This window comes from Streptomyces sp. SX-6 (genome assembly GCF_059089585.1).
On record NZ_JBTHHU010000004.1, the window covers coordinates 163806 to 187358 of the forward strand.

The window sequence follows — 23553 nt, forward strand, 5'->3', positions numbered from 1 at the left end:
TGTTCTTCCTCCGTCAGTTGCGGTCGATCGCGGTGCGGTCGACCTTTCCGGTCGGGGTCGTGGGCAGGGGGGCGTCGGTGATCCGGACGACCGCGGGCACGGCGGCCCTGGGCAGGCTGCGGGCGCAATGGTTCTTCACCTGCAGGCTGTTGAGTCGCGCCCCGGGGCCGCGGCGGACCGCGGCGACGAGGGTGCGTCCGGTGAGGGGGTCGGGCCGGGCGACGACGGCTGCTTCCGTGACGTCGGGATGGCGCAGCAACACCTGCTCGACTTCGGCGGTGTTGACGGCGACGCCACGCACCTTGACCTGAAAGTCGGTGCGTCCGGTCAGGTGGACCCGGCCCTCGGCGTCGCGCCGCACCAGGTCGCCGGTGCGGAACCAGGCGCGGTCGTCCAGGCCGTGCGGATGGCCGGTGAAGCGGCCGGTGTTGCGGGCGGGGTCGAGGTAGCCGGGTGACTGGAAGGGGGTGGAGACGTAGAGTTCGCCGGCGCCCGGGCCGTGCACCGCCGCGCCGTCGGCGTCGACGATCAGTGTCCCGACCCCCGGCAGCGGGGTGCCGAGGGAGACGGCAGTGGCAGCGGCGTCCACCTCGTGCAGGAAGCTGTCGTTGGTCTCGGTGCAGCCGTAGACGTTGTAGAGGCGTGCGTGCGGGAAGAGCCCGGGCAAGGCGGCGAGGACGTGGCCCGGGATCGCGTCGCCGGTGAAGATCGCGTGGCGTACGGCGGGCAGGACGGTCCCGGCCCTGCGGGCCGCGTCGGCCAGCAGCCCGTACAGCATGGGCACGGCCTGGACGACGTGCGGCTCGTACTGCACCAACAGGTTGAGAACATGGCGGGCGTTGACACCTTGCACGGGGTCGACGAGGACGACGCGCCCGCCGCGGGCGAGCGTGGTCCACACGTCCAGCAGGCACAGGTCGAAGCTGAGGGGTGCGTGGTTGAGCACGGTGGTGCCCGGTGCGATGCCGAACGCGGGCCCGGCCCAGGCGATGAAGCGGTCCACGCCGTCGTGCGGCAGCGGAACGATCTTGGGCAGTCCGGTGGAGCCGGAGGTGGTGAGGAGGAAGGCGGTGCCGGCCGGGATCCGCTGGGCCGCGGCTGTCCCGGTCGGCAGGGCCGGTTCGGGTTCTCCCGCGGGGGCGAGCACCCGTGTGCAGCCCGCCTGGGCGAACAACTCGGCCAGCAGGTTCCCCGCGAGCGCCGGTGACGGCAGCAGGAACGGCCGGCCGGACAGGAGGCAGGCCAGCGCCAGGGCGACGGCGCCCGGGGACTTGGCGGCGAGGACGCCGACGCTCTCGCCGGGTGCGAGGCCCAGCCCGGCGAGGCGTTCGCGTTCGCGCTCGGCCGCCTCGTACAGCCGCCGGTAGGTCCACTGTTCGCCGTGCCAGACGAGGGCGGAGGCGTCGGGACGGGAGTGCACTTGGGCGAGGAAGCCGGTGACGAGACCGGTGGGTCCGCTCATCGCACGGCCACCCATCCGGCCTTGACGGCGGGCCCCTGGGGCGTACGGCAGGTGAAGTGGACGCCGCCTGTGCCCTCGTCGCGGCACAGCGTGGTCCGCAGGGGCAGGTGCGGGGCGACGGGAGCGGAGAACCGGCCGCTGACGGCACGGATCCGGCCGATGTCCCCGTCCGCGTACCGGTCGGCGATCTCCTCGCAGACCAGCGCGATCACCCCCATGCCGTGGGCGATCACCGTGTCGAACCCGGCTGCGCGGGCGGCGTGTTCGTCGAGGTGGATGGGGCTGAGGTCGCCGGAGGCCCGGGCATAGGAACGGATCCACTCGGGGGTCGGAACGTGGGTGACGGTGACCGGCAGGCCCGGGCCGCCGGCGGGTGCCGAGGCGGGGCCCGCCGGGATCTCGCCGTACGGCGTGTCCGTGTGCGCGCCCAACAGCAGGGCCTGGGTGACCAGTTCGGCGAGCGCTCCGTCGCTGTTGGTCAGCCGGGTGCGTACGGCGACGCGGACGCCCCGGGCCTCCCGCCGGACGCCGAGCACATCGGCGGTGACGGCGGCCGGTTCCCCGGCCCGCAGTGGCCGGTGCAGGTGGATGTCCTGGCTGAGGTGCACCACGGAGGGGTCCTGGCCGGTGGCCACGGCGCGGACGGTCGCCTGTGCGGCGGTGTGGGCGAGGACGAAGGCGTGGACGGGCGAGGGCGCGCCGGTGGCGGCGGGCGGCAGGTGGCCAGCGCGCACGGCTGCACGGTAGGCGGCCAACTCCTCGTCAGTCGCGGTGCATTCGGTGACGGGTGCGGTGATGGTCATGCGGGGACCACCACCACGCTGGCGTTGTGGCCGCCGAAGCCGAACGAGTTCGACAGAGCGGGGCCCGAGGCGATGGGGCGTGGCTGCCGGTGCACCACGTCTATCTTCATTCCCGGTTCGAGGTGTTCGTGGTTGGCGGTGGGCGGGACCTCGCAGGCGCGCATGGCCTGGACGGCGGCGATCACCTCCACGGCGCCGGCGGCGCCGATCAGATGGCCGAGGACGCCCTTGGAAGCGGTGACGGGCGGGCCGCCGGGCCCGAACACCTTGGTCAGCGCGGCCGCTTCGGCACGGTCGTTGTGCGGTGTGGCGGTGCCGTGCGCGTTGACGTGGGCGATGTCGGAGGGCGCCAGGCCGGCATCGGCGAGGGCGCCGGTCATGGCCGCGACAGCACCCGTTCCGTCGGGCAGCGGCATGGACAGGTGGTGGGCGTCGGACGTGGCGGCGTACCCGGCGACCTCGGCGTAGGGCCGTGCTCCCCGGGCGCGTGCGTCGTCGAGGCGTTCCAGGACGACGAAGCCGGCGCCCTCTCCCATCACGAATCCGTCGCGGCCGGTGTCGAAGGGCCGGCAGGCGTGGGCGGGTTCGTCGTTGCGCAGGGAGACCGCGTTGAGGTTGCCGAACCCGGCGAGGGTGACGGGGGTGAGCGTCGATTCGCAGCCACCCGCGAGGACGACGTCGGCCCGGCCGCTGTGCAGCAGGGCCATGCCGTGTCCGATGGCGTCGGCACCGCTGGCACAGGTGGTGGCGACGGTGAGGGCGGGGCCCGTCCAGCCGAGCCGCATGGCGATCTGTGCGGCGGCGGCGTTGGGCATCGTCATCAGCGGCATCAGCGGGTTGACCCGGTGCGGGCCGTCGGCCGTGAAATGGGCCGACTCCCGGTCGCTGGTGGCCCGGCCGCCGACCGCGTTGCCGACCACGATCGCGGTACGGGCCGGGTCCGGGGCGGGGCCGCCCGCGTCGCGGTGGGCGGCGAGCGCGGCGGTCGTGCCGTACAGGGCGAACGGGTCCAGGCGGCGGGCGTCCTTGACGGGGACGAGGCCGACGTCGTCGAGTCCGGTGACCCGGCAGCCGATGCGGACCCGGTGCCGGGCGAGGTCGAGGTGGGTGAGCGGGGCGGCGGTGGACCGGCCGGCCCGCAGGCCGGCCCACAGTGCGTCGGGCGTGCAGCCCGCGGGGGTGACCACGCCGATACCCGTGATCACGACCGGTGGTCTGGTGGAGGTCGCCATGGTGGATCCGTCCTGTCAGGAGGCGGGAATGCCGCAGGCGCGGGCGGACTTCACGAACGCCTCCGCCGCGAAGTCGAGATCGGCCTCGGTGTGCCGGGCGGTGACGGCGATGCGCAGGCGCGCGAGGTCGTTGGGGACCGCCGGGGTCACCACGGGCAGGCCGATCACCCCGTTGTGACGGCACAGGGTGGCGAGGTCGTACGCGGCCTCGTCGGAACCGGCGATCAGCGGGATCACCGCGGTCTCGCTGTCCTGGGTGCGCAGCCCCTCGGCGTGCAACAGGCTCCGCAGGCGCGCCGACTGGGTCTGGATGTGGGTGACCCGGTGCGGCTCCCGTCGCAGGATGCGCAACGACTCCAGGGCCGCGGCGGCCTGGGCGGGGCCGAGGGCCGCGGAGAACAGGAAGGGGCGGGCGGCATAGCGGAGGTGGCCGATCAGCTCGGCGGGGCCGGCGACCCAACCGCCCATGGAGGGAATGGCCTTGGAGAGCGTGCCCAGCTTGATGTCGACCCTGGCGGTCCAGTCGAAGTGCTCCTCGATGCCGCGTCCGGTCGCGCCGATCACGCCGAGGGCATGGGCCTCGTCGACCATCAGCAGGGCGTCGTACGCGTCGCACACCCTGCGCAGTTCGGGCAAGGGGGCGATGTCGCCGTCCATGGAGTAGACGCTGTCGACGATGACCAGCCGGATGCCGTTCGGGTCGGCCGCCGCGAGGCGCCGCTCCAGGTGGCCGACGTCGTTGTGGCGGAAGCGGGTCACGGTGGCGCCGGAGAGCCGGCAGCCGTCGACGATGCTGGCGTGGTCGTACTTGTCGATGAAGACGGTGTCGCCGGGGCCGACCAGTCCGCCGACGGTGCCGAGGTTGGCCGCGTACCCGGAGCCGAACACCATGGCCGCCTCGCGATCGGCGAACCGGGCGACCTCGGACTCGAGTTCCTCGTGCAGCGGTATGGAACCGGCCAGCGCCCGTACGCCGTGGTTGCCGGTGCCGTAGCGGTCGAGCGCCGCCTTCGCCGCGGCGACGACCCGCTCGTCGCCCGCGAGGCCCAGATAGCTGTAGCCGGACATCATCAGCAGGCGCCGTCCGTCGAGATCGGCGTAGGCGCTGTCGCGCTCGACGGTGTAGGCGACGAAGCTGTTGCGGCGGTCCGGTTCCCGTTCGAGGGCCTGCACGCGCCGTAGCGTCCCGGTCAGTTTCGGCTCGAGGCGTTTCCATCCTCCGGATGCGTTCACGTGCCTCTCCTCATCCAGTTCTTTCGGTCGGTCGCAACGCGCCGCCATTTCTATGCGGGTTCCCGCAAGCCGTGCGCAATACGGGCTTGCGGCACACGAATTGAATGGTCATGCAATCAACGGAGGGAGGGATTCCGGCCATTCGGGAATTATTTCCGGCCGAGGGTGCTTACACTCCACTGTCAGGGCCGAGTTCAGTGCACTTTCCGTGCCGGAAGCAAGGGGATTCCGCTTTGCTGATCAGACTCATAGGGCTCGTCACGGTCGAGCACGACGGTGCTGAGCCCCAGCACCTCTCCAGCGCCCAGGCCCAGGTCGCCTTCTGTCGTCTCGTCCTGGAGCGGTCCACCGGCACCAGCCGTGACCAACTCGCCGACACCGTCTGGCCGGAGGGCCTGCCCGACACCTGGGCATCGGCCCTGCGCAGCATCGTCAGCAGGGTCAGGGCGTACGTCACCGGCCCGCAGCAGAAGCCCGGGGAGACGCCGCTGGTGGCGCAGAGCGGGCGGTACCTGCTGCGGCTGCCGGACGACACCGCCGTCGACCTGGAGGCCGCGGAGGTGTCCGTCACCGAGGCGAAGGCCGCGTTCGACGAGGGGGCCCACGCGGTGGCGCACCAGCTCGCCTCGGCGGCGGTGTCGAACCTGCGCGGCTCCTTCCTGCCCGCTCACGAGGGCGAATGGATCGACGCGGTGCGCGACCGCATCGACGAACTGCGCCTGTCCGCCCTGGAACTGGCGAGCCTGTCGGCGTCCGCGCTGGGCGACGGGCACCACGCGGTGCGGTACGCCGACGAAGCGGTGCGCAGGGCGCCGTTCCGGGAAACCGCCCACCGCTGTCTGATGACCGCCTACGCCGCCGCGGGCAACCGTACGTACGCGCTGCGCGCCTACCACCAGCTGCGCAAGGTGCTCGCCGACGAGCTGGGCATCGAGCCCGAGGCCGGGACGCAGGCGGTGTACCTCGACCTGCTGCGCGCTCCGGAGCCTCCGCGTCCGCGCCGCTCCGGCCGGACCGGCGGGAGACATGTCGTCGCGCTCGACCCCCTGCTGATGGGAGCGTTCGAGGCGTTGAGCCCGCCGGTCCGGTGAGGCGGCACACGAAAGCGCCCCGGCGGTGCCGGGGCGCTTTCGGGCCGAGGGGCGTATCAGGTAATGGAGACACCGCTGTCGATACTGATCACCTGCCCGGTCATACAGTCCTGGTCCAGAAAGAGACTCATGCTCCGAGCCACCTCGTCCGCCGTCACCAGGCGGGGAATCGGGGCCTTTTCCTGCATTCCTTCCTTGACCCGGTCGGGAAGGCTCTCCGTCATTCCCGTGATCATGAAACCGGGGGAGAGGGCATTGACCGTCACCCCGCGCCGGCCGCACTCGGCCGCCAGCGTACGGGTGAAGCCGATGAGGCCCGCTTTCGACGCCGAGTACGCGGTCTGCCCGGCCGTGGCGATCAGGCCGGACGGCGAGACGATGTTGATGACCCGCCCCCACCGCTGCCGCAGCATGTGTGGCACGGCGGCCCTCGCGGTGTGGAAGGAACCGATCAGATTGGTCCGGATCACCTGGGCCCAGTCCGCCGGTGCCTGCATGGCCATCAGCGCGTCCTTGCGGATCGCCCCGTTGTTGACGAGGACGTCGACGGGGCCGAGTTGCTCCCCGATCTGCTCGTACATGGCCGTGGCCGCGTCGTAGGAGCCGACGTCCCCGGTCACCACGACCGAGTCGTGGACGAGCTTGTCCTGCACGGCCCTGGCCGCCGCCTCGGAGGTGTTGTAGTGGACGGCGACCCGGCAGCCGAGCGCGTCGAGTTCCATGGCCAGGGCCTGCCCGAGTCCTCCGGAGGCGCCTGTCACCAGCGCCACCGGATGCTCCGGCCGGGCCCCGGCCGGCTTGTTGCTCATGCCGTGTCCCCGCCCCACTCCATGAGCAGCGAGCCCCAGGTCATGCCCGCGCCGAAGCCGGCGAACAGGACCAGGTCGCCGACCTTGATCCGGCCCTCGTCGAGAGCCTCGGCCAGGGCGATGGGAACCGATGCCGATGCCGTGTTCCCGTACTTGTGCAGATTGGTGACCAGGGCCTCGGGCCGCAGACCCGTGTGGCTCAGAATGGAGTTGATGATCCGGATGTTCGCCTGGTGCGGGATGACGTGCCGCACGTCCGCCGCCTCGACCTTGGCCGTCGTCAGCGTCTCGCGCACCGTCCGCACGGTGTAGCGCACGGCGTTGAGGTAGATCTCGTTGCCCTTGATCCGCGCGTAGTGCAGACCCTGCCGCACGGTCTCCTCGGTCGCCGGCATCCGGCTGCCGCCGGCCAGGACCTTCAGGCTGCCGGTGCAACTGCCGTCCGCACCGAGGTTCCAGGCCAGCACCCGGTCCTCGGCCGACGGCTCGAGCACCACCGCGCCCGCGCCGTCCCCGACGAGAATGGACAGGTCGCGGTCGGCGGGGTCGGCACTGAGGGTGTGCGTGTCGGAACCGATCAGCAGAACCGGCCGTGGGTCGATCTTGATGAGGGCCATCGCCTGCACCAGTCCGTACAGGAACCCGGCGCACTCGGCGTTCACGTCGTGCGCGCTGCCGGCGATGCCCAGGTCGTGGTGGACGAATGCGGAGGTCGCCGGCGAGGGCTGCTCGGGCGTCGCGGTGGCGACGATCAGATGGGCGATGTCGCCACCGGTCAGCCCTGCTTTCTCCAGCGCACGCCGACCGGCCTCGACGGCCAGGGAGGCGGTCGTCTGGCCCGGTCCGACGCCGCGCCGCTCATGGATGCCGCAGCGGCTGATGATCCACTCCTCGTCGACGCCGAAGCGTTGCGCGAGCTCCGTGCTGGAGATCACGCGCTCGGGCACGGCCGTGCCCCACCCGGTGATGTCGAAGCCGTTCACAGGCAACTCCCGCTCAGGCCTTGGCCGGTACGAGGGCGACGATGCGGTCGTACACGACCCGCAGCGTGGTGCTGTCGTCGATGTCGGCGAACAGCGACTCGTCCGCCGGGATGTCCGGGTGGCTGTTCTGGAAGCCGTACAGCCACTCCACCAGGTCCAGCGAGTCCACGTCCGGGATGTGCTGCAGCGGATGGTCCGGGTCGACGTGCTGGGCGCCCGAGACGGCCTCGAGCTGACGAGCCAGTTCTTCGACGGTGGGCAGGGACATGAGGGGTTCCTCTCTCACGGGGCTTTCTCAGGGGGACTTGCGGTCCTTGTGAGAGAAATCGAAGCCCCCGCCGCGCAACGCACGCGCAACTACGCCTCCGGTCGCCCGTGTTGCACATCTGTTGCGAGCCGCCCGCTTTCCTCGATCCCGGAAAGTCCTGGAACCGAGCCGTACGGGAGTGAGGACGAAATGACGACGGTGGCGGACAGCACGGTGCCGCAAGTCGACGCGATCAGGCACCACTACGAAGTGAGCAACGACTTCTACCGCCTGCTGCTGGGCCCGACGATGATGTACTCCGGCGGGTACTGGGAGGACGGGGAGGGCCTGACCGAGGCCCTCGACGAGGCGCAGGAACGCAAGCTCGACACCTTCGTCGAGCTCGCGCACGCCGCCGGCGCCCGGCGGGTGCTGGACATCGGCTGCGGCTGGGGCACGATGCTCAACCGGTTGACGACCGTGCACGGCGTGGAACACGCCACCGGCCTCACCCTCAGCCGCACCCAGGAGCAGTTCATCACCGGCCTCGGCAACCCGCGCATCACCACGCGCGTGGAGAGCTGGGAGCAGCACAGCACCGGCGAGCCGTACGACGCCGCGTTCTGCATCAACGCGCTGGAGCACTTCGTCTCCTCCTCGCTGCCGCCCCGCGAACGCACCAGGAAATACCGGGTGTTCTTCCAGAAGACAGCCGCGGCCCTGCGCCCCGGCGCGCGGTTCGTGCTGCACACCATGACCGCCGAGGCCCAGCCGATGAACCGTAAGTTGCTGGACGACCTGAAGTTCCTCCAGCGCTCGGAGTTCGAGGGCTGCCACATCCCGCACCTGCACGAACTGACACAGGCGGCCGAGGGATTGTTCGACGTCGTCGAGATCGTCAACGAGCGCGAGTCGTTCGCCGTCGCCTGCCGTGCCTGGCTGGAGCTGCTGGCCGCCCGCCGCGACGAGGCCGTGGCCCTGGAGGGCGAGGAGGTCGTCGCCCGCTTCGAGCGCTACCTGGACATCTTCGCCTACACGCTCGAGGACAAGTTCTTCAATAACTTCCGCGTCACCATCGCGCGCCGCTGAGGAGACCCACTGTGACGAGCATTCTCGAACCCCCGCGCAGCGACAGTCCCGCGCCGGCCGCCCGCCGGACGGGCGGTGGCCCGACCCGGCACCTGCGCGTCGCGGTCATCGGCAGCGGGTTCTCCGGCCTGGGCATGGCCGTCCGGCTGCTGCAGAAGGGCATCGACGACTTCCTGGTCTTCGAACGGGCCGATGAGGTGGGCGGCACCTGGCGGGACAACTCCTATCCCGGCGCCGCCTGCGACGTGATGTCCCACCTGTACTCGTTCTCCTTCGCCCGCAACCCCGGCTGGACGTCCACGTTCGGCAAGCAGAAGGAGCTGTACGCCTACCTGCGTGACGTCGCCGACCGCTTCGGGGTCCGCCCGTACATCCGCTTCCGGCACGAACTGCTCGAGGCCCGTTGGGACGAGCCCACCCGCCACTGGCACATCCGCACCTCCCAGGGCGACTACACGGCACAGGTCCTGGTCACGGGTACCGGATACCTCTCCGAACCGTCGGTCCCCGACATCCCCGGCCTCGCCGGCTTCGAGGGCGAGGTGTTCCACTCCTCGCGCTGGAACCACCGGCACGACCTGGCCGGCCGCAAGGTCGCGGTCATCGGCACGGGCGCCTCGGCCATCCAGTTCGTCCCCGCGATCCAGCCCGAGGTGGGCCGGCTCGACCTGTACCAGCGCACGCCGCCGTGGATCGGCCCCAAGAACGACAAGCCGACCAGCCCGCTGCAGGCGCGACTGCTGCACAACGTGCCCGGCTACCAGAACTTCCGGCGGAACTTCAACATGTGGGGCCGCGAAGTCCTCGCGTTCGTGATGAAGCGCCCCCAAGTGGCGTTGAAAATGCAGAAGATGGCCAGTGACCACCTGGCCAAGAGCGTCAAGGACCCCGGGCTGCGGGAGCGGCTCACCCCCGACTACGTCATGGCGTGCAAGCGCCTGTTGTTCTCCAACGCCTGGTACCCGGCGATCCAGCAGCCCAACGTCGAGCTGATCACCGACCGCATCGCACAGGTCCGGCCCACGTCGGTCGTCACCGCCGACGGCACCGAACGCGAGGTCGACACGATCATCCTGGGGACCGGCTTCAAGGCCACCGACCGGCCCGTCGCCGGGCTGATCACCGGACGCGGCGGCAGGCTCCTGCGCGACGTGTGGCAGGCGCGCGGCATGGCGGCGCACCGGGGGACCACGGTGGCCGGATTCCCCAACCTGTTCCTGCTGCTCGGCCCCAACACCACGCTCGGCCACTCCTCGCAGGTGGTGATGATCGAGGCGCAGATCGGCTACGTCCTCGACGCCCTGCGGCAGATGGAGAAGCGCGGCCTGGCCAGCGTCGAGGTGCGCCAGGAGGCCCAGGACGCCTGGAACCAGGGGCTGCAGGGGCGCCTCGAGGGCACCGTGTGGAATGCCGGGAACTGCAAGAGCTGGTACCTCGACGAACACGGCCGCAACCCGTCGATCTGGCCCACCTACACCTGGCGGTTCCGCCGCCAGACCCGGCGCTTCGACCCCGCCGAATACCAGCTGGCCACCATCGTGGGTGCCGGGAGACCGGCCCTCGAACGCGCCTGACCGAACGGAGGCACAGGGGATGAACACCACGCTGTCGCGGCGCGGGCTGCTGGGCGGGATCGCGGCCACGGTCGTCGGCTGGAGCGCCGCGACCCGGTCCTGGGCCACGGTCGAGGACCTGGGCAGGAAGAAACCCGGGCTGCTGCCGGTCCCGGCGCTGGACGGCACACTGACTGTCGCCGCGGCGGAACTCGAGGGATTCGGGCACGACTTCGGCCGGCTGAGGCCCTCGGCACCCTGGGCGGTGCTGCGCCCCGGCTCCGACCAGGACATCGTGAAGATGGTGAACTTCGCCCGTGCCAACGGTCTGAAGCTCGCCGTGAACGGCCAGGGCGGCACGGGTGCGGACCTGGAGTCGCACTCGGTGTACGGGCAGGCCGCGGTTCCCGCCGGAGGCATCTCCGTGGACGCCCGGGCGATGTCGCGGATCGTGAGCATCGACGCCACGAGCGCCGTGGTCGAGGCCGGGGTCACCTGGGGACAGCTCACCGACGAGGCCGCCAGGGCGGGGGCGACCCCGCCCGCGCTGCCCGACTATCTGCACCTGTCCATCGGGGGCACGCTCTCGGTCGGCGGCATCGGCGGCACCGTGCAGACGTACGGGCTGATGTGCGACACCGTCCAGTCGCTGGACGTCATCACGGGCACGGGCGAACTGCTCACCGTGTCGGCCACGACGCGGCCCGATCTGTTCAACGCGGCGCTGGCAGGCGGCGGACAGGCAGCGGTGATCCTGCGCGCCAAGGTCGCGCTGATGCCCCTCCCCGAACGCGCCCTGGTCCTCAACCTGTTCTACAACGACGTAGCGTCCTACCTCGCCGACGCCGAGGCGGTGATGGCGGACCGGCGGTTCGACATGCAGGCGGGCGAGATGCAGCGCAGGCCCGACAACTCCGGCTGGCGCTACAAGATGGAGGCGGTGTCCACCTACTCGGGCACCGCCCTCCCGGACCGGGACCGGCTGCTGGCCAATCTGCACGACAGCCGCGGCGACGCGGTGATCGAGGACCACGCCTACCGCGACTATGTGTTCCGGCTGAACAGCATCGAGTCCGACCTCAAGCGCAGCGGCCACTGGGCCCAACGGAAGCCGTGGCTCAGCCTGTTCCTGCCCGCCTCGAAGGCGAAGGCATTCATGGAACTCGCGGAGAGGGAGCTCACCGCGCAGAGCCTGGGCGCCGGGTTCCTGCTGTTCTACCCGTACTGGACGTCGAAGATCACCCGCCCGCTGGCGGTCCAGCCGAACGAGCCGACGGCCTACCTCTTCGACCTCCTGCGGTTCCCCGACCCCGGTGACACGACCATTCCGCAGATGCTCGAACAGAACCGCCGGCTCTACGACAGGGCGGTCGCCCTCGGCGCCAAGCGCTACTTGGTCGGAGCGGTGCCGGGCATGACCACCGCCGACTGGAAGACCCACTTCGGCAGCAGCTGGAACACGCTCTACGCCGCCAAGCGCAGATACGACCCGGGCAATGTGCTCACCCCGGGCCAGGGTTTCTTCGGCTGACCCCTCAATCTCACCGCAGGAGAAGTGACATGACAGGCTACGACGTGATCGACGAGGCAGTCGTCGACGCCCCGCCGGACGCCGTCTGGGACGCGCTGCTCGCCGAGTTCCGCGGCGCGGCCCGGTGGTGGGTATCGGCCAACACCTTCACCGCCTCGTCCGGCGCCCCGGACGAGGTCGGCGGCGAGGTGAAGGTCACGGTGCACACCAGAGGCGTCGACAAGGGAGGACTGAAACTGCGCTTCACCGCACGCACGACCGCGGTCGAACCGGGCCGTCGGCTCTGCGTCGAGTACGTCGACGGGGTGTTCCGCGGTCCGGGCCACTTCGTGCTGGAACCCGTCGACGACGGCTCGAGGACCAGGATCGGCATGCACTTCCGCGGCCGCCCGCACGGCTGGCTGAAGGCACTGGCGAAGGTGGCCGATCTCGGGGCGGAGCACTCGAAGGCGACGAGCGCGGCGTTCGTGGCGCTGGACGGTGTCCTGCGCGAGGAGGGCACGCGATGACGACGGTGGCTCCCGCTGCGGTGGAGACCACCGCCGTCACCGAGGACGGTGCCCGGCTCGCCGTCAGCGTGCTGGCACCGCTGGGTGCCGCATCGGGGACGACCGTGGTCCTCGTCCACGGCTGGGCCGGCGCCCGCCGGATGTGGGGCACCGTGGCCGACGCGCTGATCCGGCAGGGACACCGGGTGGTGCTGTACGACCAGCGGGGCCACGGCACCTCCACCCAGGGCACGGAGCCGTTCGGCATCAGGCGCCTGGGGGCGGATCTGGGCACCGTCCTGGGCCATGTGGACGCGCCGGACGCGCTGGTCGTCGGCCACTCCGGCGGCGGTTTCGCAACGCTGTCGTATGTCGCCTCCGGCGTACGGCAGTTGAGAGGCATGGTGCTGCTGAGCACCGCGGCGCACAGTCAGGACACCCCCGACGGTGAGGTCAGGATGATGGGCAGCGCCCTGTTCTCCTGGGCGCTCTCCAGGCCCGCGCTGGGCCGGGCGCTCCTGGGCCAGACGATGGGCAAGCGCTCCGATCCCCGGCTGCGCGACGTCAACCGCCAGATGTTCGCGGCGACCGAGGCCCGGGTCCGGGCCGACGCCTTCCGCTCCTCGCGCGGCATGGACCTGCGCGCGGCGCTGGCCTCGGTGCGCATCAGCGCGATCGTCCTGGCGGGAGAGGGCGACCGGGTGATCGCGCCGAAACTGGGGCGCGCGGTGGCCGAAGCACTGCCGAAGGCCCGATTCGAACTGCTGCCGGGCGCCGGCCACATGCTGCCGCTCGAGCGCCCCGATGCCGTCGTGGACGCGGTGGGCGAGCTGGCCTGACGAGACGGGTTCGGGCGCCAACGGGGTTCAGGTGCCGAGGACGACCGTCTGCGACGGCACGGTACGGGGCATGGCCTGCGCCGCCGCACCGCTGGTGCGGAACTCGTGCGGGCTGATGCCCCGCACCCGTTTGAAGGCGGAGCTCAGCGCGAACGCGCTGCCGTAGCCGACCTGGCGGGCCACGGCGGCCAGGGTGAGGTCCGGCCGGCGCAGCAGGTCGGCGGCCAGGGCCAGCCGCCAGGAGGCCAGGTACGCCATCGGGGGTTCGCCCACGGCCGCGGTGAAACGGCGTGCCAGACCGGCCCGGGAGACGCCGACCTTTCGGGCGAGCACGTCCACCGTCCAGGCGTGTGCCGGGTTGTCGTGCAGCAGCCGCAGGGCGGGGCCGGCCACGGGGTCGGACTGCGCGCGGTACCAGGACGGGACACCCGACGCGGGCTCGGCCAGCCAGGTGCGGAGCACGCCGATGAACAGCAGGTCCAACAGGCGGTCCAGCACCAGCTCCTGGCCCGGCTCGTCGCGGACGGTCTCGCGCGCGAGCAGATCGACCAGCGGGTCGGGCCCGGGCCCGGCGGGGCGTACGAGCAGGGCCGGCAGCGCGCCGAGCAGGCGGCGGCCGATCTCGCCGGGTGCCTGGTACGTGCCGCTGAGCATGACGGAGGAGTCCTGCCCCATGGTGTCCCCCCAGGTGCGGACGCCCAGGGCCATGGAGTCGGTGACGTCCTCGCCCTTGGCGGTGTTGCAACGCTGTTCGGGCCCGACCGTGATGTGCACGGGGGTGTCCGGGGCGTCGGCGAGGGTGTACGGGTCGGGGCCGCGCAGCACGGCGACATCGCCCGGCCCGATCAGCGCGGGCGTGCCGCCGTCGGGCATCACCCATGCCTCGCCGCGCACCATGGTCACCAGCGAGACCGGGGCACGGTCCTCGATGCGCAGCGACCACGGCGGGCTGAAGACGGACTTGAGCAGGAACGCGCCGCGTGCCTTGGGCTCCTCGAGAAGTCCGGTGAAAACATCCATGTGGCTCTCCCGGTGAGGAAGCGCCCACCCTCCCGGCGGGGAACCGGTGAGGGCGGACGCGATCAGGGGCGGGCGGCGGCGAGTGCCCGGCAGAGGCACACCAGCGCCGCGGTGCAGGCCAGGGTGCGGGCGGCGTTGGACGGCACCCACGCCGAGGCGAACCTGCCGCGCAGCGAGGCGAGTTCACCGGCGGAACCGCCGGCCGAGGCCAAGCGCCGGTTGAGCGGAACGTTGATGCCTGCGGTCAGTGCCACGGCCGCGGTGTAGAGCCCCAGCGCCGCCCAGGTCCACCGGGCCGCGGTACGGAGCCCGCCGCGCCGGAGCAGGCCGCCGGCCACACCGGTCGCCAGGAACGCGCCGATGAACACCAGCCCGAACAGCCCGTTCTCGATGGCCTCGTTGATGTGCCGCATGACGGCCACATAGGTGTGGTCGTCGGTGCGGTCGAGTCCCGGCAGCACGGAGATGTCGAAGGCGAAGTACAGGCCGGCACTGAGCCCCATGGCGACAGTGGCGGCGGTGAGCGCGGGCTGGGCGGCGGTCATGGCCGGGCTCCTCGAGGGGTGACGTAGGGGGGGCCGGTGCCGCGTCCGCGGGGGCCCGGACGCGGCACCGGACGGATTCAGGCGTTCCAGACGCCGGTGGCGGCGGCATCCTTGGCGAAGTCGGAGAAGTCGCGCGCCGGACGGCCCAGCACTTCCTCCACGCCGTGCGTGATGCTCGCGTTGCGCCCGTCCAGGATCAGCTGGAAGAGGTCGGCGAACTCCTCCGGGAGACCGTGCTCCTGCAGCATCGCCCGGTATGCGTCGGTGGAGACGGGGACATAAGTGATCTCGCGCCCCGTCGCTTTGGAGAGTTCGGCGGCCACGTCGTGGAAGCTCAGCAGGCGCGGTCCGGATAGTTCGTAGGTCCTGCCGATGTGCCGGTCGTCGGTGAGTGCCGCGGTGACGACGTCCGCGATGTCGTCGGCGTCGACGAACGGTTCCACGGCGTCGGCGGTGGGGAGGGCCAGTTCGCCGGCGAGGACGGGGTCGAGGAAGAAGCTCTCGCTGAAGTTCTGGTCGAACCAATTGGCCCGCACGACGGTCCAGTCGGCGCCGGACTCCTTGAGCCTGTCCTCACTGGCCACCGCGCCTTCCTCGCCCCGGCCGGAGAGCAGCACCAGCCGGCGCGCCCCCTTCGCCACGGCACGGTGGGCGAAGGCGCCGACGGCCTCGGCCGCACCGGGGAAGGCGAGGTCGGGGTAGTAGGTGACGTAGACGGCACCCACGCCGTCCAGGGCGGCGTCCCAGGTGCCGGGGTCTTCCCACACGAAGGGCGGCTCGCCCGAGCGCGACCCGGTGCGCACCGTCAGCCCCTTCGCGGACAGCCGCTGCACGACGCGGCGGCCCGTCTTGCCCGTTCCCCCGATGACGAGGGTCGTCTTGGTGTCGGTCGGATGCGCGTTCTGCGTGTTCGTCATGGAGATCAGTCAACTCCCCTGTGCTGAGGCCGGACATAGCCGTGGCACTCAGGTCCATAAGCGTCCGTCTACGGGACCAAGCTAGGCCCCGTACCCGGTGACGCGACGACGTTCTCGAGCGTTCCCCGAGCGATCCTCCAGAGCCCTGGCCACGGCGTCCGTCAGCGCCTCGTCGAGCATGGTGCGGACGGACATGTCGGGGGAGGTGCCCAGACCGGCGTCGTGGCAGGCGACGCTGATGAGGTGACGGCCCGGCAACCGGTAGGTCGCGAAGGTCCATTCGCCATGGCCCGCGGGCGTACCGTCGGGTGCGATCAGGCGCCCGTCCGCGAAGCCGAACTGGGTGAAGCCGAACCGCAGCCCCTGGCCGAGTGCCTTGGTGTACGCCTCCTTCAGGGTCCACAGTCGCAGCATCCGCGCGTCCCGCTCCGGTTCCGGCAGGCCTTCGAGGGCCGCCAGCTCGGCGGGTGTGCAGACGTGGCGGTGCAGGAGTCCGAACGGCAGCCGCCGGTCGAGGTGTTCAGCGTCCACGCCGATCCGGCCGTTGCGGCTGATGCCGACGGCGATCAGCTCTCCGGTGTGGGTGAGGCTGATGTCGACCTGGTCCAGGCCCCGCAGGTAGGGGCGCCCACCGATCGCGTAGGCGAGGTCGAGATCGGCGGGGTCGGCGTCCAGCACGGCCGAGGCCGTGAACTTCACCGCCAGCCGGGAGGCGGCGAAGCGGTGCCGGGCATCGGGATCCTCGATGCGCGAGCAGCGCTGCCGGTCGCGCCCCAGCAGCGCACAGTCGGCGACGGGCCATCCGCTCCAGGTTGTGTGCACGACAGCGGTGCCATGCCGGAGCATGGCCTCGCGCACCTGGCGCCAGGGCCCGTCGGGCCCGTGGATACGGACTGGCGCGGTGTCCGTCAAAGGAGTCCTCCGAGGTGAGAGCGGTGGCGGCGCAGGAGCTCGTCGAGCACCAGCTCCCGGCAGCCGCCGGGCAGTTCGGGCACCGGCATGGCGAGCCGTTCGGCGATCCGGGACAGGGCGAGGAGCGCCCAGGCCGGGTCGGCGAGAAAGGGGTCGCTGCCGTCCTGGCCCTCCCAGGTGCCGAGGACCGCGGCCGCGCCGACGATCAGGCTGTAGCGGTCGGTGCGGGCGGCGACAGCCGCGGACTCGTGCAGGGTCTCCAGTTCGGTGACGAACGCCCGTGCCAGCTCGGCGAGGGCGGCGGTTCGGCCGCCGTGGCCCCGGCGGCCCGCGAGCCGGGCGGCGGTGCCGACGAGAGAGGCGGCCATGAAGTCGCCGCCGCCCGCGACCCCGAGTAACTCATAGTCGAGCGGGGGCAGTTCGGCGCCCTCCCGGAAGAGTTCGGGTGGCGGCTCGGCACCGGCGAACCAGGAGTGTCGCAGATGCGTGGCGATCACTGCCTGGCAGGCGGCGGTGCCGGTGTGGCCGAGCACGGCGATGGGCAGGTCGCGTACGAGCTTGCCGAGGGCGCCGTTCTCCCGGTGGCCGTGGGCTCCCAGCGCCGCGGCCAGTACCTCCAGGTTCTCGCGGACCAGGCCGGGCACGACGTACCTGGCTGCTGCGGCGAGGAGTTGGGCTTGCCCGGGCAGGAGCCCGAGGGCCCGTAGCGCAACGGTGGCCATGCTGTCGCAGGCCAGGAGGTCGGCGAAGATGCCGGTGAGCGGCTTGTGCCGGTGACCGGCGGCCCGTACGGCACAGTCCAGGACTGTACCGGCGGCTGCCGTGACGGCGCTGCTGATCAGGGCGTGGCCGACCTGGCCGGTGCGCAGTGCGAGGGCGGTGCTGTCTCCGGCCCGGCCTATGAGCGCGTCGCCGGACACGACGTGCCCGGCGAACTCCACCCCGGAGAACGGCACTCCGCGCATGCCGCTCGTCGTGACGCGCGGCAGGAGCTCCGCCTGGCCGGGTTCGACGAGCAGCACGGAATGTGCCGGGCCCGTACGGGCATGGACGACCAGGGTCCCGGCACGCGAGGCGTTGGCCACCAGCTCCTTGCGGCCGTGGAGCCGGTAGCCGCCCCGAGGAGTGGGGCATGCGGTGATCTCGCCTCTGAGGAACGCGTTGGCGTGGGCGGGCTCCCGGTCGAGGAGTGCGGCCCGGCCGCCACCGAGCAACAGCTCGGCGATGGTGTGCCGTTGCGCTTCGGTGCCGGCCGCCCAGACGGGGCCCGCCGCGAACAGGGACGTGATGCCGTGGCCGAAGCCGAGGGCGAGATCCCGCCGGAAGACGGGGCGCAGGACGCGCGCCAGCAGATCGGCTCGGGTGAGCCGGCCGCCGTACGCGACGGGAACCAACTCCGCGCCGAGGCCGGCCCCGGCGAGCAGGGCCTCGGTCCCGGCGGGCGGGGTGCGACGCTCGTCGGCGGCGAGCAGGGCGCGCAGGCCATGCGGGTTGGCGGGGTCGTACGGGTCGCCGAGCAGCGCCTCCAGGCCGGCGTTGTGATCAGAAAGCACCGAGTCCACCGCAGACGTTGATCGCCTGCGCAGTGATCGAGGCGGCGGGCCCGGAGGCCAGATAGCCGACCAGCGCGGCGACTTCCTCCGGCGTCGAATAGCGGCCGAGCGGGATCTTCGCCTCGAACTGCTCCTGCACGAACTCCTCGGTGGTGTCCCAGGCGGCGGCATAGCCCTTGCGCACCCTGGCGGCCATCGGGGTCTCGACGTAGCCGGGACAGACCGCGTTCACGGTGATGCCGGAGGGCGCCAGTTCCCGGCCGAGTGCCTTGGTGAAGCCGACGACGCCGTGTTTGGAGGCGCTGTAGGGGGCGCCGAGGAGGACGCCGTGCTTGCCGGCCGTGGACGCGATGTTGATGATCCGTCCGTACGAGGCGTCCGCCAGGCCGCCGTTCCTCAGCACCTCGCGCGTCACCAGGAAGACGCCGTTGAGGTTGGTGTCGATGACGTCGTACCAGAGGTCGTCGGTGATGTCGGCGGTCACGCCACCGCCGCCGCGTCCGGCGTTGTTGACCAGGATGTTGACAGGACCGAAGGTCTCGACGGCGGCCTGCACGAGTGCGGCGACGGATTCCGGCGAACGGATGTCGGCCGCCTGGCCCTCCACCTCCAGGCCCTCCTCGCGCAGTTCCTCGACCGTCTGCTTCACCTGCAACGCCGTTCGCGCGCAGAGGAAAACACGGTGTCCGGCCCGGCCCAGCTCCCGGACCACCGCCAGTCCGATGCCGCTCGTCCCACCCGTGACGAGGGTGACGCGCTCGTTCACGATCAATGCTCCTTAACCGACTTAACCGACGCTCGTCAGCCGACGGGGCCGGGAGGGCACGGGACCGGCCATCAGAACGGAGCGCTGGATCCGGCGCAGTGCCACGGACGGTTCGATCCCGAGTTCCCGGACGAGGAGGGTGCGCAGCCGGTGGTAGACCTCGAGGGCCTCGCCGCGCCGGCCGGAGCGGTGCAGCGCCAGCATGAACTGGCCGTGCAGGTTCTCGTGGGTGCGGTACCTGCCGGCCAGAACGGCCAGTTCGCCCAGCAGTTCACGGTGCCGGCCGAGGTGCAGGTCGGCCTCGATGCGCTGGTCGAGCGCGCACAGCCGGGCCTCCTCCAGGCGCAGGGCCTGCATCTGGAGTACCGGGCCGGTCCGTACACCGGCGAGGGCGTCCCCGGTCCACAGCGCGAGGGCGTCGTGCAGATGCCGGGCCGCCCCCGCGAAGTCCCCGGCGTCCTTGGCCCGGTAGCCCAGGTCGGCCAGCCGCTCGAACTCGCGGATGTCGCAGGCCCCGTCCGAGGTGGTGAGCAGGTAGCCGCCCGGCGAGGTGGCCAGCACGTCCTTGACCGCACGGCCGGTGCCGGAGTCCCGGATCAGCTCACGCAGTTGGAGGACGTACGTCTGAAGTGTGGTGCGCGCACTGCGCGGAGGCCGCTCGCCCCAGAGCTCCTCGGTCAGCGTGGCCACGGGCACGACCTGGTCGGCGTGCAGGGCCAGCACGGCCAGGATCTGCCGGGGCTTGGGTGCCGTCGGGGTCACCGACATCCCGTTCTCCCTGACGTCCAACGTGCCGAGCACCTTGATGTCCATGCCGCCTCCCCTGGTTGTGGCACAGCTCAGTAGAAAACAGGACGGCCGGTTTGTCAATGCAATGCCAGCCGGGGCTTGGAGTGGGGGGTTTGGCGGTATCGCGCCTGTCGTAGGCGAAACAAAACGGCCAGCCGGTTCTGCAAAAACGCCGGAAGGGCTGGATCCCCCAGGGGGATCCAGCCCTTCCGGCGTCCTACCCGGCCGCTACGTCGCGGACGGCACGCTCGCGACGCCGACCGGCAGGAACCGCTTGCCGTTCACGCGCTCGGAGACGCCCTCGCGGTCCAGGTACGGCGTGATGCCGCCCAGGTGGAAGGGCCAGCCCGCGCCGGTGATCAGGCACAGGTCGATGTCCTGCGCCTCGGCGACGATGCCCTCGGCCAGCATCAGGCCGATCTCCTGCGCCACGGCGTCCAGGACGCGGTCGCGCACCTGCTCCTCGGTGAGGACGGTGTCGCCCTGCACCAGCAGCGCGGCGACCTCGGGGTCCAGCTCCGGCTTGGCAGGATTTTCTGCGGAGTACACATAGAAGCCGCGCTTGCCCGCCTTGACCACGGCCGCCAGGTTCGGCGAGACCTTGAAGCGGTCGGGGAACGCGCCGGCCAGTGTCTCGGAGACGTGCAGGCCGATGGCCGGGCCGACCAGCTCGAGCAGCACGAGCGGGGACATCGGCAGGCCGAGCGGCTCGACGGCCTTCTCGGCGGTGAGCACCGGGGTGCCCTCGTCGATGACGTTCTGGATCTCGCCCATGAAGCGGGTCAGGATGCGGTTGACGACGAACGCCGGGGCGTCCTTGACCAGGACGGCCGTCTTCTTCAGCTTCTTCGCGACACCGAAGGCGGTGGCCAGCGAGGCGTCGTCGGTCCGCTCGCCGCGCACGATCTCGAGCAGCGGCAGGATCGCGACCGGGTTGAAGAAGTGGAAGCCGACCACGCGCTCGGGGTGCTTCAGCTTCGACGCCATCTCGGAGACCGACAGCGAGGAGGTGTTGGTCGCGAGGACGGCGTGCTCCGGCACGACCGCCTCGACCTCGGCGAACACCTGCTGCTTGACGGCCATGTCCTCGAAGACGGCCTCGATGACGAAGTCCGCGTCGCCGAAGGCGGCGGCCTTGTCCAGGGAGCCGGTGACCGCGGCCTTGAGGCGGTTGGCCTTGTCCTGGTTGATGCGGCCCTTGCCGAGCAGCTTGTCGATCTCGCCGTGGACGTAGCCCACGCCCTTGTCGACGCGCTCCTGGTCGATGTCGGTCAGCACGACCGGCACCTCGAGGCGGCGAGCGAAGAGCAGCGCGAGCTGGGAGGCCATCAGGCCGGCGCCGACGACGCCCACCTTGTTGACCGGGCGGGCCAGCGACTTGTCCGGCGCGCCGGCCGGCCGCTTGCCGCGCTTCTGCACGAGGTTGAACGCGTAGATGCCGCTGCGCAGTTCGCCGCCCATGATGAGGTCGGCGAGGGCCTGGTCCTCGGCGTCGAAGCCCTGGCGCAGGTCGCCGTTCTTGGCGGCGGCGATGATGTCCAGCGCGCGGTACGCGGCCGGGGCGGCGCCGTGCACCTTGGAGTCGGCGATGAACCGGCCGCGCTCGACGGCCCGGTCCCACGCCTCGCCGCGGTCCACCGCGGGCCGTACGACCTCGGTGTCGCCCTTGAGCACGGAGGCGGTCCACAGGAGGGACTGCTCCAGGAAATCCGCGCCCTCGAAGATCGCGTCGGCGATGCCGAGGTCGAAGACCTGCCGGCCCTTGAGCTGCTTGTTCTGGTTGAGCGAGTTCTCGATGATCACCGAGACCGCGCGGTCCGCGCCGATGATGTTCGGCAGCAGGGTGCAGCCGCCCCAGCCGGGGACGAGGCCGAGGAAGACCTCGGGCAGCGAGAAGGCGGGGATGGCCTTGGACACCGTGCGGTAGGCGCAGTGCAGGCCGACCTCGACGCCGCCGCCCATCGCGGCACCGTTGTAGTACGCGAACGTCGGCACCGCGAGGGTCGCCAGGCGCTTGAAGACGTCGTGGCCGCCCTTGCCGATGGCCAGCGCGTCCTCGTGGCGCTTGAGGAGCTCGACGCCCTTGAGGTCGGCGCCGACGGCGAAGATGAACGGCTTGCCGGTGATGCCGATGCCGACGATGCCGCCGGCCTTGGCCTCCGCCTCGACCTGGTCGATCGCGGTGTTGAGGTTCGCGAGCGACTGGGGGCCGAAGGTGGTCGGCTTGGTGTGGTCCAGGCCGTTGTCCAGCGTGATGAGAGCGAACTTGCCCGCGCCCTGCGGGAGTTCGAGGTGGCGCACGTGTGCCTGGGTGACGACCTCGTCGGGGAAGAGCTCCGCGGCGCCCTTCAACAGCTCGGCGGTGGTGCTCACTTGTTGCCTCCGTCGAAGTGGGGGTTCTCCCAGATGACCGTGCCGCCCATGCCGAAGCCCACGCACATCGACGTGATGCCGTAGCGGACGTGCGGCTGCTCCTCGAACTGCCGGGCCAGCTGCGTCATCAGGCGGACACCGGAGGAGGCGAGCGGGTGGCCGAAGGCGATCGCGCCGCCGTACTGGTTGACGCGCGGGTCGTCGTCGGCGATGCCGTAGTGGTCCAGGAGCGAGAGCACCTGGACCGCGAAGGCCTCGTTGATCTCGAACAGGCCGATGTCGGCGATGGTCAGGCCGGCCTTGGCCAGGGCCTTCTCCGTCGCCGGGACCGGGCCGTAGCCCATGACCTCGGGCTCGACGCCCGCGAACGCGTAGGAGACCAGGCGCAACTTGACCGGCAGGCCCAGCTCGCGCGCCACGTCCTCGGCGGCGATCAGCGAGGCGGTGGCGCCGTCGTTGAGACCGGCGGCGTTGCCCGCGGTGACCCGGCCGTGCGGACGGAACGGGGTCTTGAGCGACTGGAGGCCCTCGAGCGTGGTGCCCGGGCGCATCGGCTCGTCGGCGGTGGCCAGGCCCCAGCCCGTCTCCCCGCCCTCGGGCGAGGTGCGGCGCACGGAGATCGGCACCAGGTCGGCCTGGATCTTGCCGTCGGCGTACGCCTTGGCGGCCTTCTCCTGGCTGCGGACCGCGTACTCGTCGGCGCGCTGCTTGGTGAGGTGGGGGAGGCGGTCGTGCAGGTTCTCCGCGGTCATGCCCATGAACAGGGCCGACTCGTCGACCAGCTTCTCCGAGACGAAGCGCGGGTTGGGGTCCACGCCCTCGCCCATCGGGTGGCGGCCCATGTGCTCGACACCGCCCGCGAGCGCGATGTCGTACGCACCGAGCGCGACACCGCCGGACACGGATGTCACGGCGGTCATCGCACCGGCGCACATGCGGTCGATGGAGTAGCCGGGAACGGACTGCGGCAGGCCCGCGAGGATGCCCGCGGTACGGCCCAGGGTCAGGCCCTGGTCGCCGATCTGCGTCGTCGCGGCGATGGCGACCTCGTCGATCCGGGCCGGGTCCAGGTCCGGGTTGCGGCGCAGCAGCTCCCGGATGCACTTGACGACCAGGTCGTCGGCGCGGGTCTCGTGGTAGATGCCCTTCGGGCCCGCCTTGCCGAACGGGGTGCGGACGCCGTCGACGAAAACGACGTCCCTAGCGGTACGAGGCACGTTGGCTCTCCTCCAGGTGGATCGCTGCGCGCGGGCATGCCGGTACGGCTCCGCCGCGGTGCGGGTGACACCGTCATGCTACTTGCGGGTAACCACGCTGC

22 protein-coding genes are annotated in these 23553 nt (G+C 71.3%); 6 read left to right on the top strand and 16 right to left on the bottom strand.

The window, feature by feature from the left end:
• Nucleotides 1-13: 13 nt before the first annotated feature.
• Genes ACV530_RS06615 through ACV530_RS06630 form a run of 4 tightly spaced genes read right to left on the bottom strand, consistent with a single transcriptional unit; the run spans nt 14 to nt 4730 of the window.
• Complete coding sequence (locus ACV530_RS06615; RefSeq protein WP_494331311.1) at nt 14-1462, bottom strand: AMP-binding protein; 1449 nt, start codon at nt 1460-1462, stop codon at nt 14-16.
• Nucleotides 1459-2265, bottom strand: coding sequence for a MaoC/PaaZ C-terminal domain-containing protein (locus tag ACV530_RS06620; RefSeq protein ID WP_494331312.1), 807 nt, complete (start codon nt 2263-2265; stop codon nt 1459-1461). The genes ACV530_RS06615 and ACV530_RS06620 overlap by 4 nt, the downstream gene beginning before the upstream one ends.
• Entirely contained in the window at nt 2262-3497 is a 1236-nt protein-coding gene (locus ACV530_RS06625) for a beta-ketoacyl-[acyl-carrier-protein] synthase family protein (protein ID WP_494331313.1), read from the bottom strand. Before ACV530_RS06625 ends, ACV530_RS06620 begins: the two co-directional genes overlap by 4 nt.
• 15 nt (nt 3498-3512) lie before the next feature.
• Entirely contained in the window at nt 3513-4730 is a 1218-nt protein-coding gene (locus ACV530_RS06630; RefSeq protein WP_494331314.1) for an aminotransferase class I/II-fold pyridoxal phosphate-dependent enzyme, read from the bottom strand.
• Nucleotides 4731-4963: 233 nt separating this feature from the next.
• On the opposite strand from ACV530_RS06630, the gene ACV530_RS06635 reads away from it, so the two are divergent.
• Complete coding sequence (locus ACV530_RS06635; protein ID WP_494331315.1) at nt 4964-5821, top strand: AfsR/SARP family transcriptional regulator; 858 nt, start codon at nt 4964-4966, stop codon at nt 5819-5821.
• A gap of 56 nt (nt 5822-5877) precedes the next feature.
• On the opposite strand, the gene ACV530_RS06640 is transcribed toward ACV530_RS06635, so the two are convergent.
• From ACV530_RS06640 to ACV530_RS06650, 3 genes are read right to left on the bottom strand one after another with little or no spacing between them, the layout of a single operon-like run.
• Nucleotides 5878-6630, bottom strand: coding sequence for an SDR family NAD(P)-dependent oxidoreductase (locus ACV530_RS06640; protein WP_494331316.1), 753 nt, complete (start codon nt 6628-6630; stop codon nt 5878-5880).
• Nucleotides 6627-7613: a 3-oxoacyl-ACP synthase III family protein gene (locus tag ACV530_RS06645; protein WP_494331317.1), complete on the bottom strand. Its 987-nt coding sequence runs from the start codon at nt 7611-7613 to the stop codon at nt 6627-6629. The genes ACV530_RS06640 and ACV530_RS06645 overlap by 4 nt, the downstream gene beginning before the upstream one ends.
• A 13-nt stretch (nt 7614-7626) precedes the next feature.
• Complete coding sequence (locus tag ACV530_RS06650) at nt 7627-7881, bottom strand: hypothetical protein (protein WP_494331318.1); 255 nt, start codon at nt 7879-7881, stop codon at nt 7627-7629.
• A gap of 189 nt (nt 7882-8070) precedes the next feature.
• Between ACV530_RS06650 and ACV530_RS06655 the strand changes: the two genes are divergently transcribed.
• Genes ACV530_RS06655 through ACV530_RS06675 form a run of 5 tightly spaced genes read left to right on the top strand, consistent with a single transcriptional unit; the run spans nt 8071 to nt 13360 of the window.
• Nucleotides 8071-8949: a class I SAM-dependent methyltransferase gene (locus ACV530_RS06655; protein WP_494331319.1), complete on the top strand. Its 879-nt coding sequence runs from the start codon at nt 8071-8073 to the stop codon at nt 8947-8949.
• Nucleotides 8950-8960: 11 nt separating this feature from the next.
• Nucleotides 8961-10523: a flavin-containing monooxygenase gene (locus ACV530_RS06660; protein WP_494331320.1), complete on the top strand. Its 1563-nt coding sequence runs from the start codon at nt 8961-8963 to the stop codon at nt 10521-10523.
• Nucleotides 10524-10542: 19 nt separating this feature from the next.
• A complete protein-coding gene (locus ACV530_RS06665; RefSeq protein WP_494331321.1) occupies nt 10543-12033 on the top strand; it encodes an FAD-binding protein in 1491 nt (496 codons plus the stop codon).
• Between the two features lie 29 nt (nt 12034-12062).
• A complete protein-coding gene (locus ACV530_RS06670) occupies nt 12063-12542 on the top strand; it encodes an SRPBCC family protein (RefSeq protein WP_494331322.1) in 480 nt (159 codons plus the stop codon).
• On the top strand, nt 12539-13360 hold the full coding sequence (locus tag ACV530_RS06675; protein ID WP_494331323.1) for an alpha/beta fold hydrolase: 822 nt from the start codon (nt 12539-12541) through the stop codon (nt 13358-13360). Before ACV530_RS06670 ends, ACV530_RS06675 begins: the two co-directional genes overlap by 4 nt.
• Nucleotides 13361-13387: 27 nt before the next feature.
• On the opposite strand, the gene ACV530_RS06680 is transcribed toward ACV530_RS06675, so the two are convergent.
• The 9 genes from ACV530_RS06680 to ACV530_RS06720 all read right to left on the bottom strand — a co-directional run bounded on the left by ACV530_RS06680 (nt 13388) and on the right by ACV530_RS06720 (nt 23452).
• Nucleotides 13388-14380 carry an AraC family transcriptional regulator gene (locus tag ACV530_RS06680; protein ID WP_494331324.1) on the bottom strand — a complete coding sequence of 331 codons (993 nt, stop codon included), beginning with the start codon at nt 14378-14380 and terminating at the stop codon, nt 13388-13390.
• A gap of 62 nt (nt 14381-14442) precedes the next feature.
• Nucleotides 14443-14925 (bottom strand): anthrone oxygenase family protein, encoded by a 483-nt coding sequence (locus tag ACV530_RS06685; protein ID WP_494331325.1) that lies wholly within the window; start codon nt 14923-14925, stop codon nt 14443-14445.
• A 77-nt stretch (nt 14926-15002) separates the two neighbouring features.
• Nucleotides 15003-15842 carry an NmrA family NAD(P)-binding protein gene (locus ACV530_RS06690; RefSeq protein ID WP_494331326.1) on the bottom strand — a complete coding sequence of 280 codons (840 nt, stop codon included), beginning with the start codon at nt 15840-15842 and terminating at the stop codon, nt 15003-15005.
• Between the two features lie 81 nt (nt 15843-15923).
• A complete protein-coding gene (locus ACV530_RS06695; protein WP_494331327.1) occupies nt 15924-16754 on the bottom strand; it encodes a 4'-phosphopantetheinyl transferase family protein in 831 nt (276 codons plus the stop codon).
• Nucleotides 16751-18307 carry an acyl-CoA dehydrogenase family protein gene (locus ACV530_RS06700; protein ID WP_494331328.1) on the bottom strand — a complete coding sequence of 519 codons (1557 nt, stop codon included), beginning with the start codon at nt 18305-18307 and terminating at the stop codon, nt 16751-16753. Before ACV530_RS06700 ends, ACV530_RS06695 begins: the two co-directional genes overlap by 4 nt.
• Nucleotides 18297-19073 (bottom strand): 3-oxoacyl-ACP reductase FabG, encoded by a 777-nt coding sequence (gene fabG / locus ACV530_RS06705; RefSeq protein WP_494331329.1) that lies wholly within the window; start codon nt 19071-19073, stop codon nt 18297-18299. Before fabG ends, ACV530_RS06700 begins: the two co-directional genes overlap by 11 nt.
• A gap of 21 nt (nt 19074-19094) precedes the next feature.
• Nucleotides 19095-19886, bottom strand: a complete 792-nt coding sequence (locus ACV530_RS06710; protein ID WP_494331330.1) for an AfsR/SARP family transcriptional regulator — start codon at nt 19884-19886, stop codon at nt 19095-19097.
• 204 nt (nt 19887-20090) lie between these two features.
• Complete coding sequence (locus ACV530_RS06715; protein ID WP_494331331.1) at nt 20091-22235, bottom strand: 3-hydroxyacyl-CoA dehydrogenase NAD-binding domain-containing protein; 2145 nt, start codon at nt 22233-22235, stop codon at nt 20091-20093.
• The gene (locus tag ACV530_RS06720) at nt 22232-23452 is read right to left on the bottom strand and encodes a thiolase family protein (RefSeq protein WP_494331332.1); all 1221 of its coding nucleotides are present in this window, start codon (nt 23450-23452) and stop codon (nt 22232-22234) included. The genes ACV530_RS06715 and ACV530_RS06720 overlap by 4 nt, the downstream gene beginning before the upstream one ends.
• Nucleotides 23453-23553: the final 101 nt, after the last annotated feature.

Excerpts from the sequence above, each read along its gene's own strand:
- ACV530_RS06615 (WP_494331311.1), bottom strand. The coding sequence starts at position 1,462 with ATGAGCGGACCCACCGGTCTCGTCACCGGCTTCCTCGCCCAAGTGCAC.
- ACV530_RS06620 (WP_494331312.1), bottom strand. The coding sequence starts at position 2,265 with ATGACCATCACCGCACCCGTCACCGAATGCACCGCGACTGACGAGGAG.
- ACV530_RS06625 (WP_494331313.1), bottom strand. The coding sequence starts at position 3,497 with ATGGCGACCTCCACCAGACCACCGGTCGTGATCACGGGTATCGGCGTG.
- ACV530_RS06640 (WP_494331316.1), bottom strand. The coding sequence starts at position 6,630 with ATGAGCAACAAGCCGGCCGGGGCCCGGCCGGAGCATCCGGTGGCGCTG.
- ACV530_RS06650 (WP_494331318.1), bottom strand. The coding sequence starts at position 7,881 with ATGTCCCTGCCCACCGTCGAAGAACTGGCTCGTCAGCTCGAGGCCGTC.
- ACV530_RS06655 (WP_494331319.1), top strand. The coding sequence starts at position 8,071 with ATGACGACGGTGGCGGACAGCACGGTGCCGCAAGTCGACGCGATCAGG.
- ACV530_RS06665 (WP_494331321.1), top strand. The coding sequence starts at position 10,543 with ATGAACACCACGCTGTCGCGGCGCGGGCTGCTGGGCGGGATCGCGGCC.
- ACV530_RS06670 (WP_494331322.1), top strand. The coding sequence starts at position 12,063 with ATGACAGGCTACGACGTGATCGACGAGGCAGTCGTCGACGCCCCGCCG.
- ACV530_RS06675 (WP_494331323.1), top strand. The coding sequence starts at position 12,539 with ATGACGACGGTGGCTCCCGCTGCGGTGGAGACCACCGCCGTCACCGAG.
- ACV530_RS06680 (WP_494331324.1), bottom strand. The coding sequence starts at position 14,380 with ATGGATGTTTTCACCGGACTTCTCGAGGAGCCCAAGGCACGCGGCGCG.
- ACV530_RS06685 (WP_494331325.1), bottom strand. The coding sequence starts at position 14,925 with ATGACCGCCGCCCAGCCCGCGCTCACCGCCGCCACTGTCGCCATGGGG.
- ACV530_RS06690 (WP_494331326.1), bottom strand. The coding sequence starts at position 15,842 with ATGACGAACACGCAGAACGCGCATCCGACCGACACCAAGACGACCCTC.
- ACV530_RS06710 (WP_494331330.1), bottom strand. The coding sequence starts at position 19,886 with ATGGACATCAAGGTGCTCGGCACGTTGGACGTCAGGGAGAACGGGATG.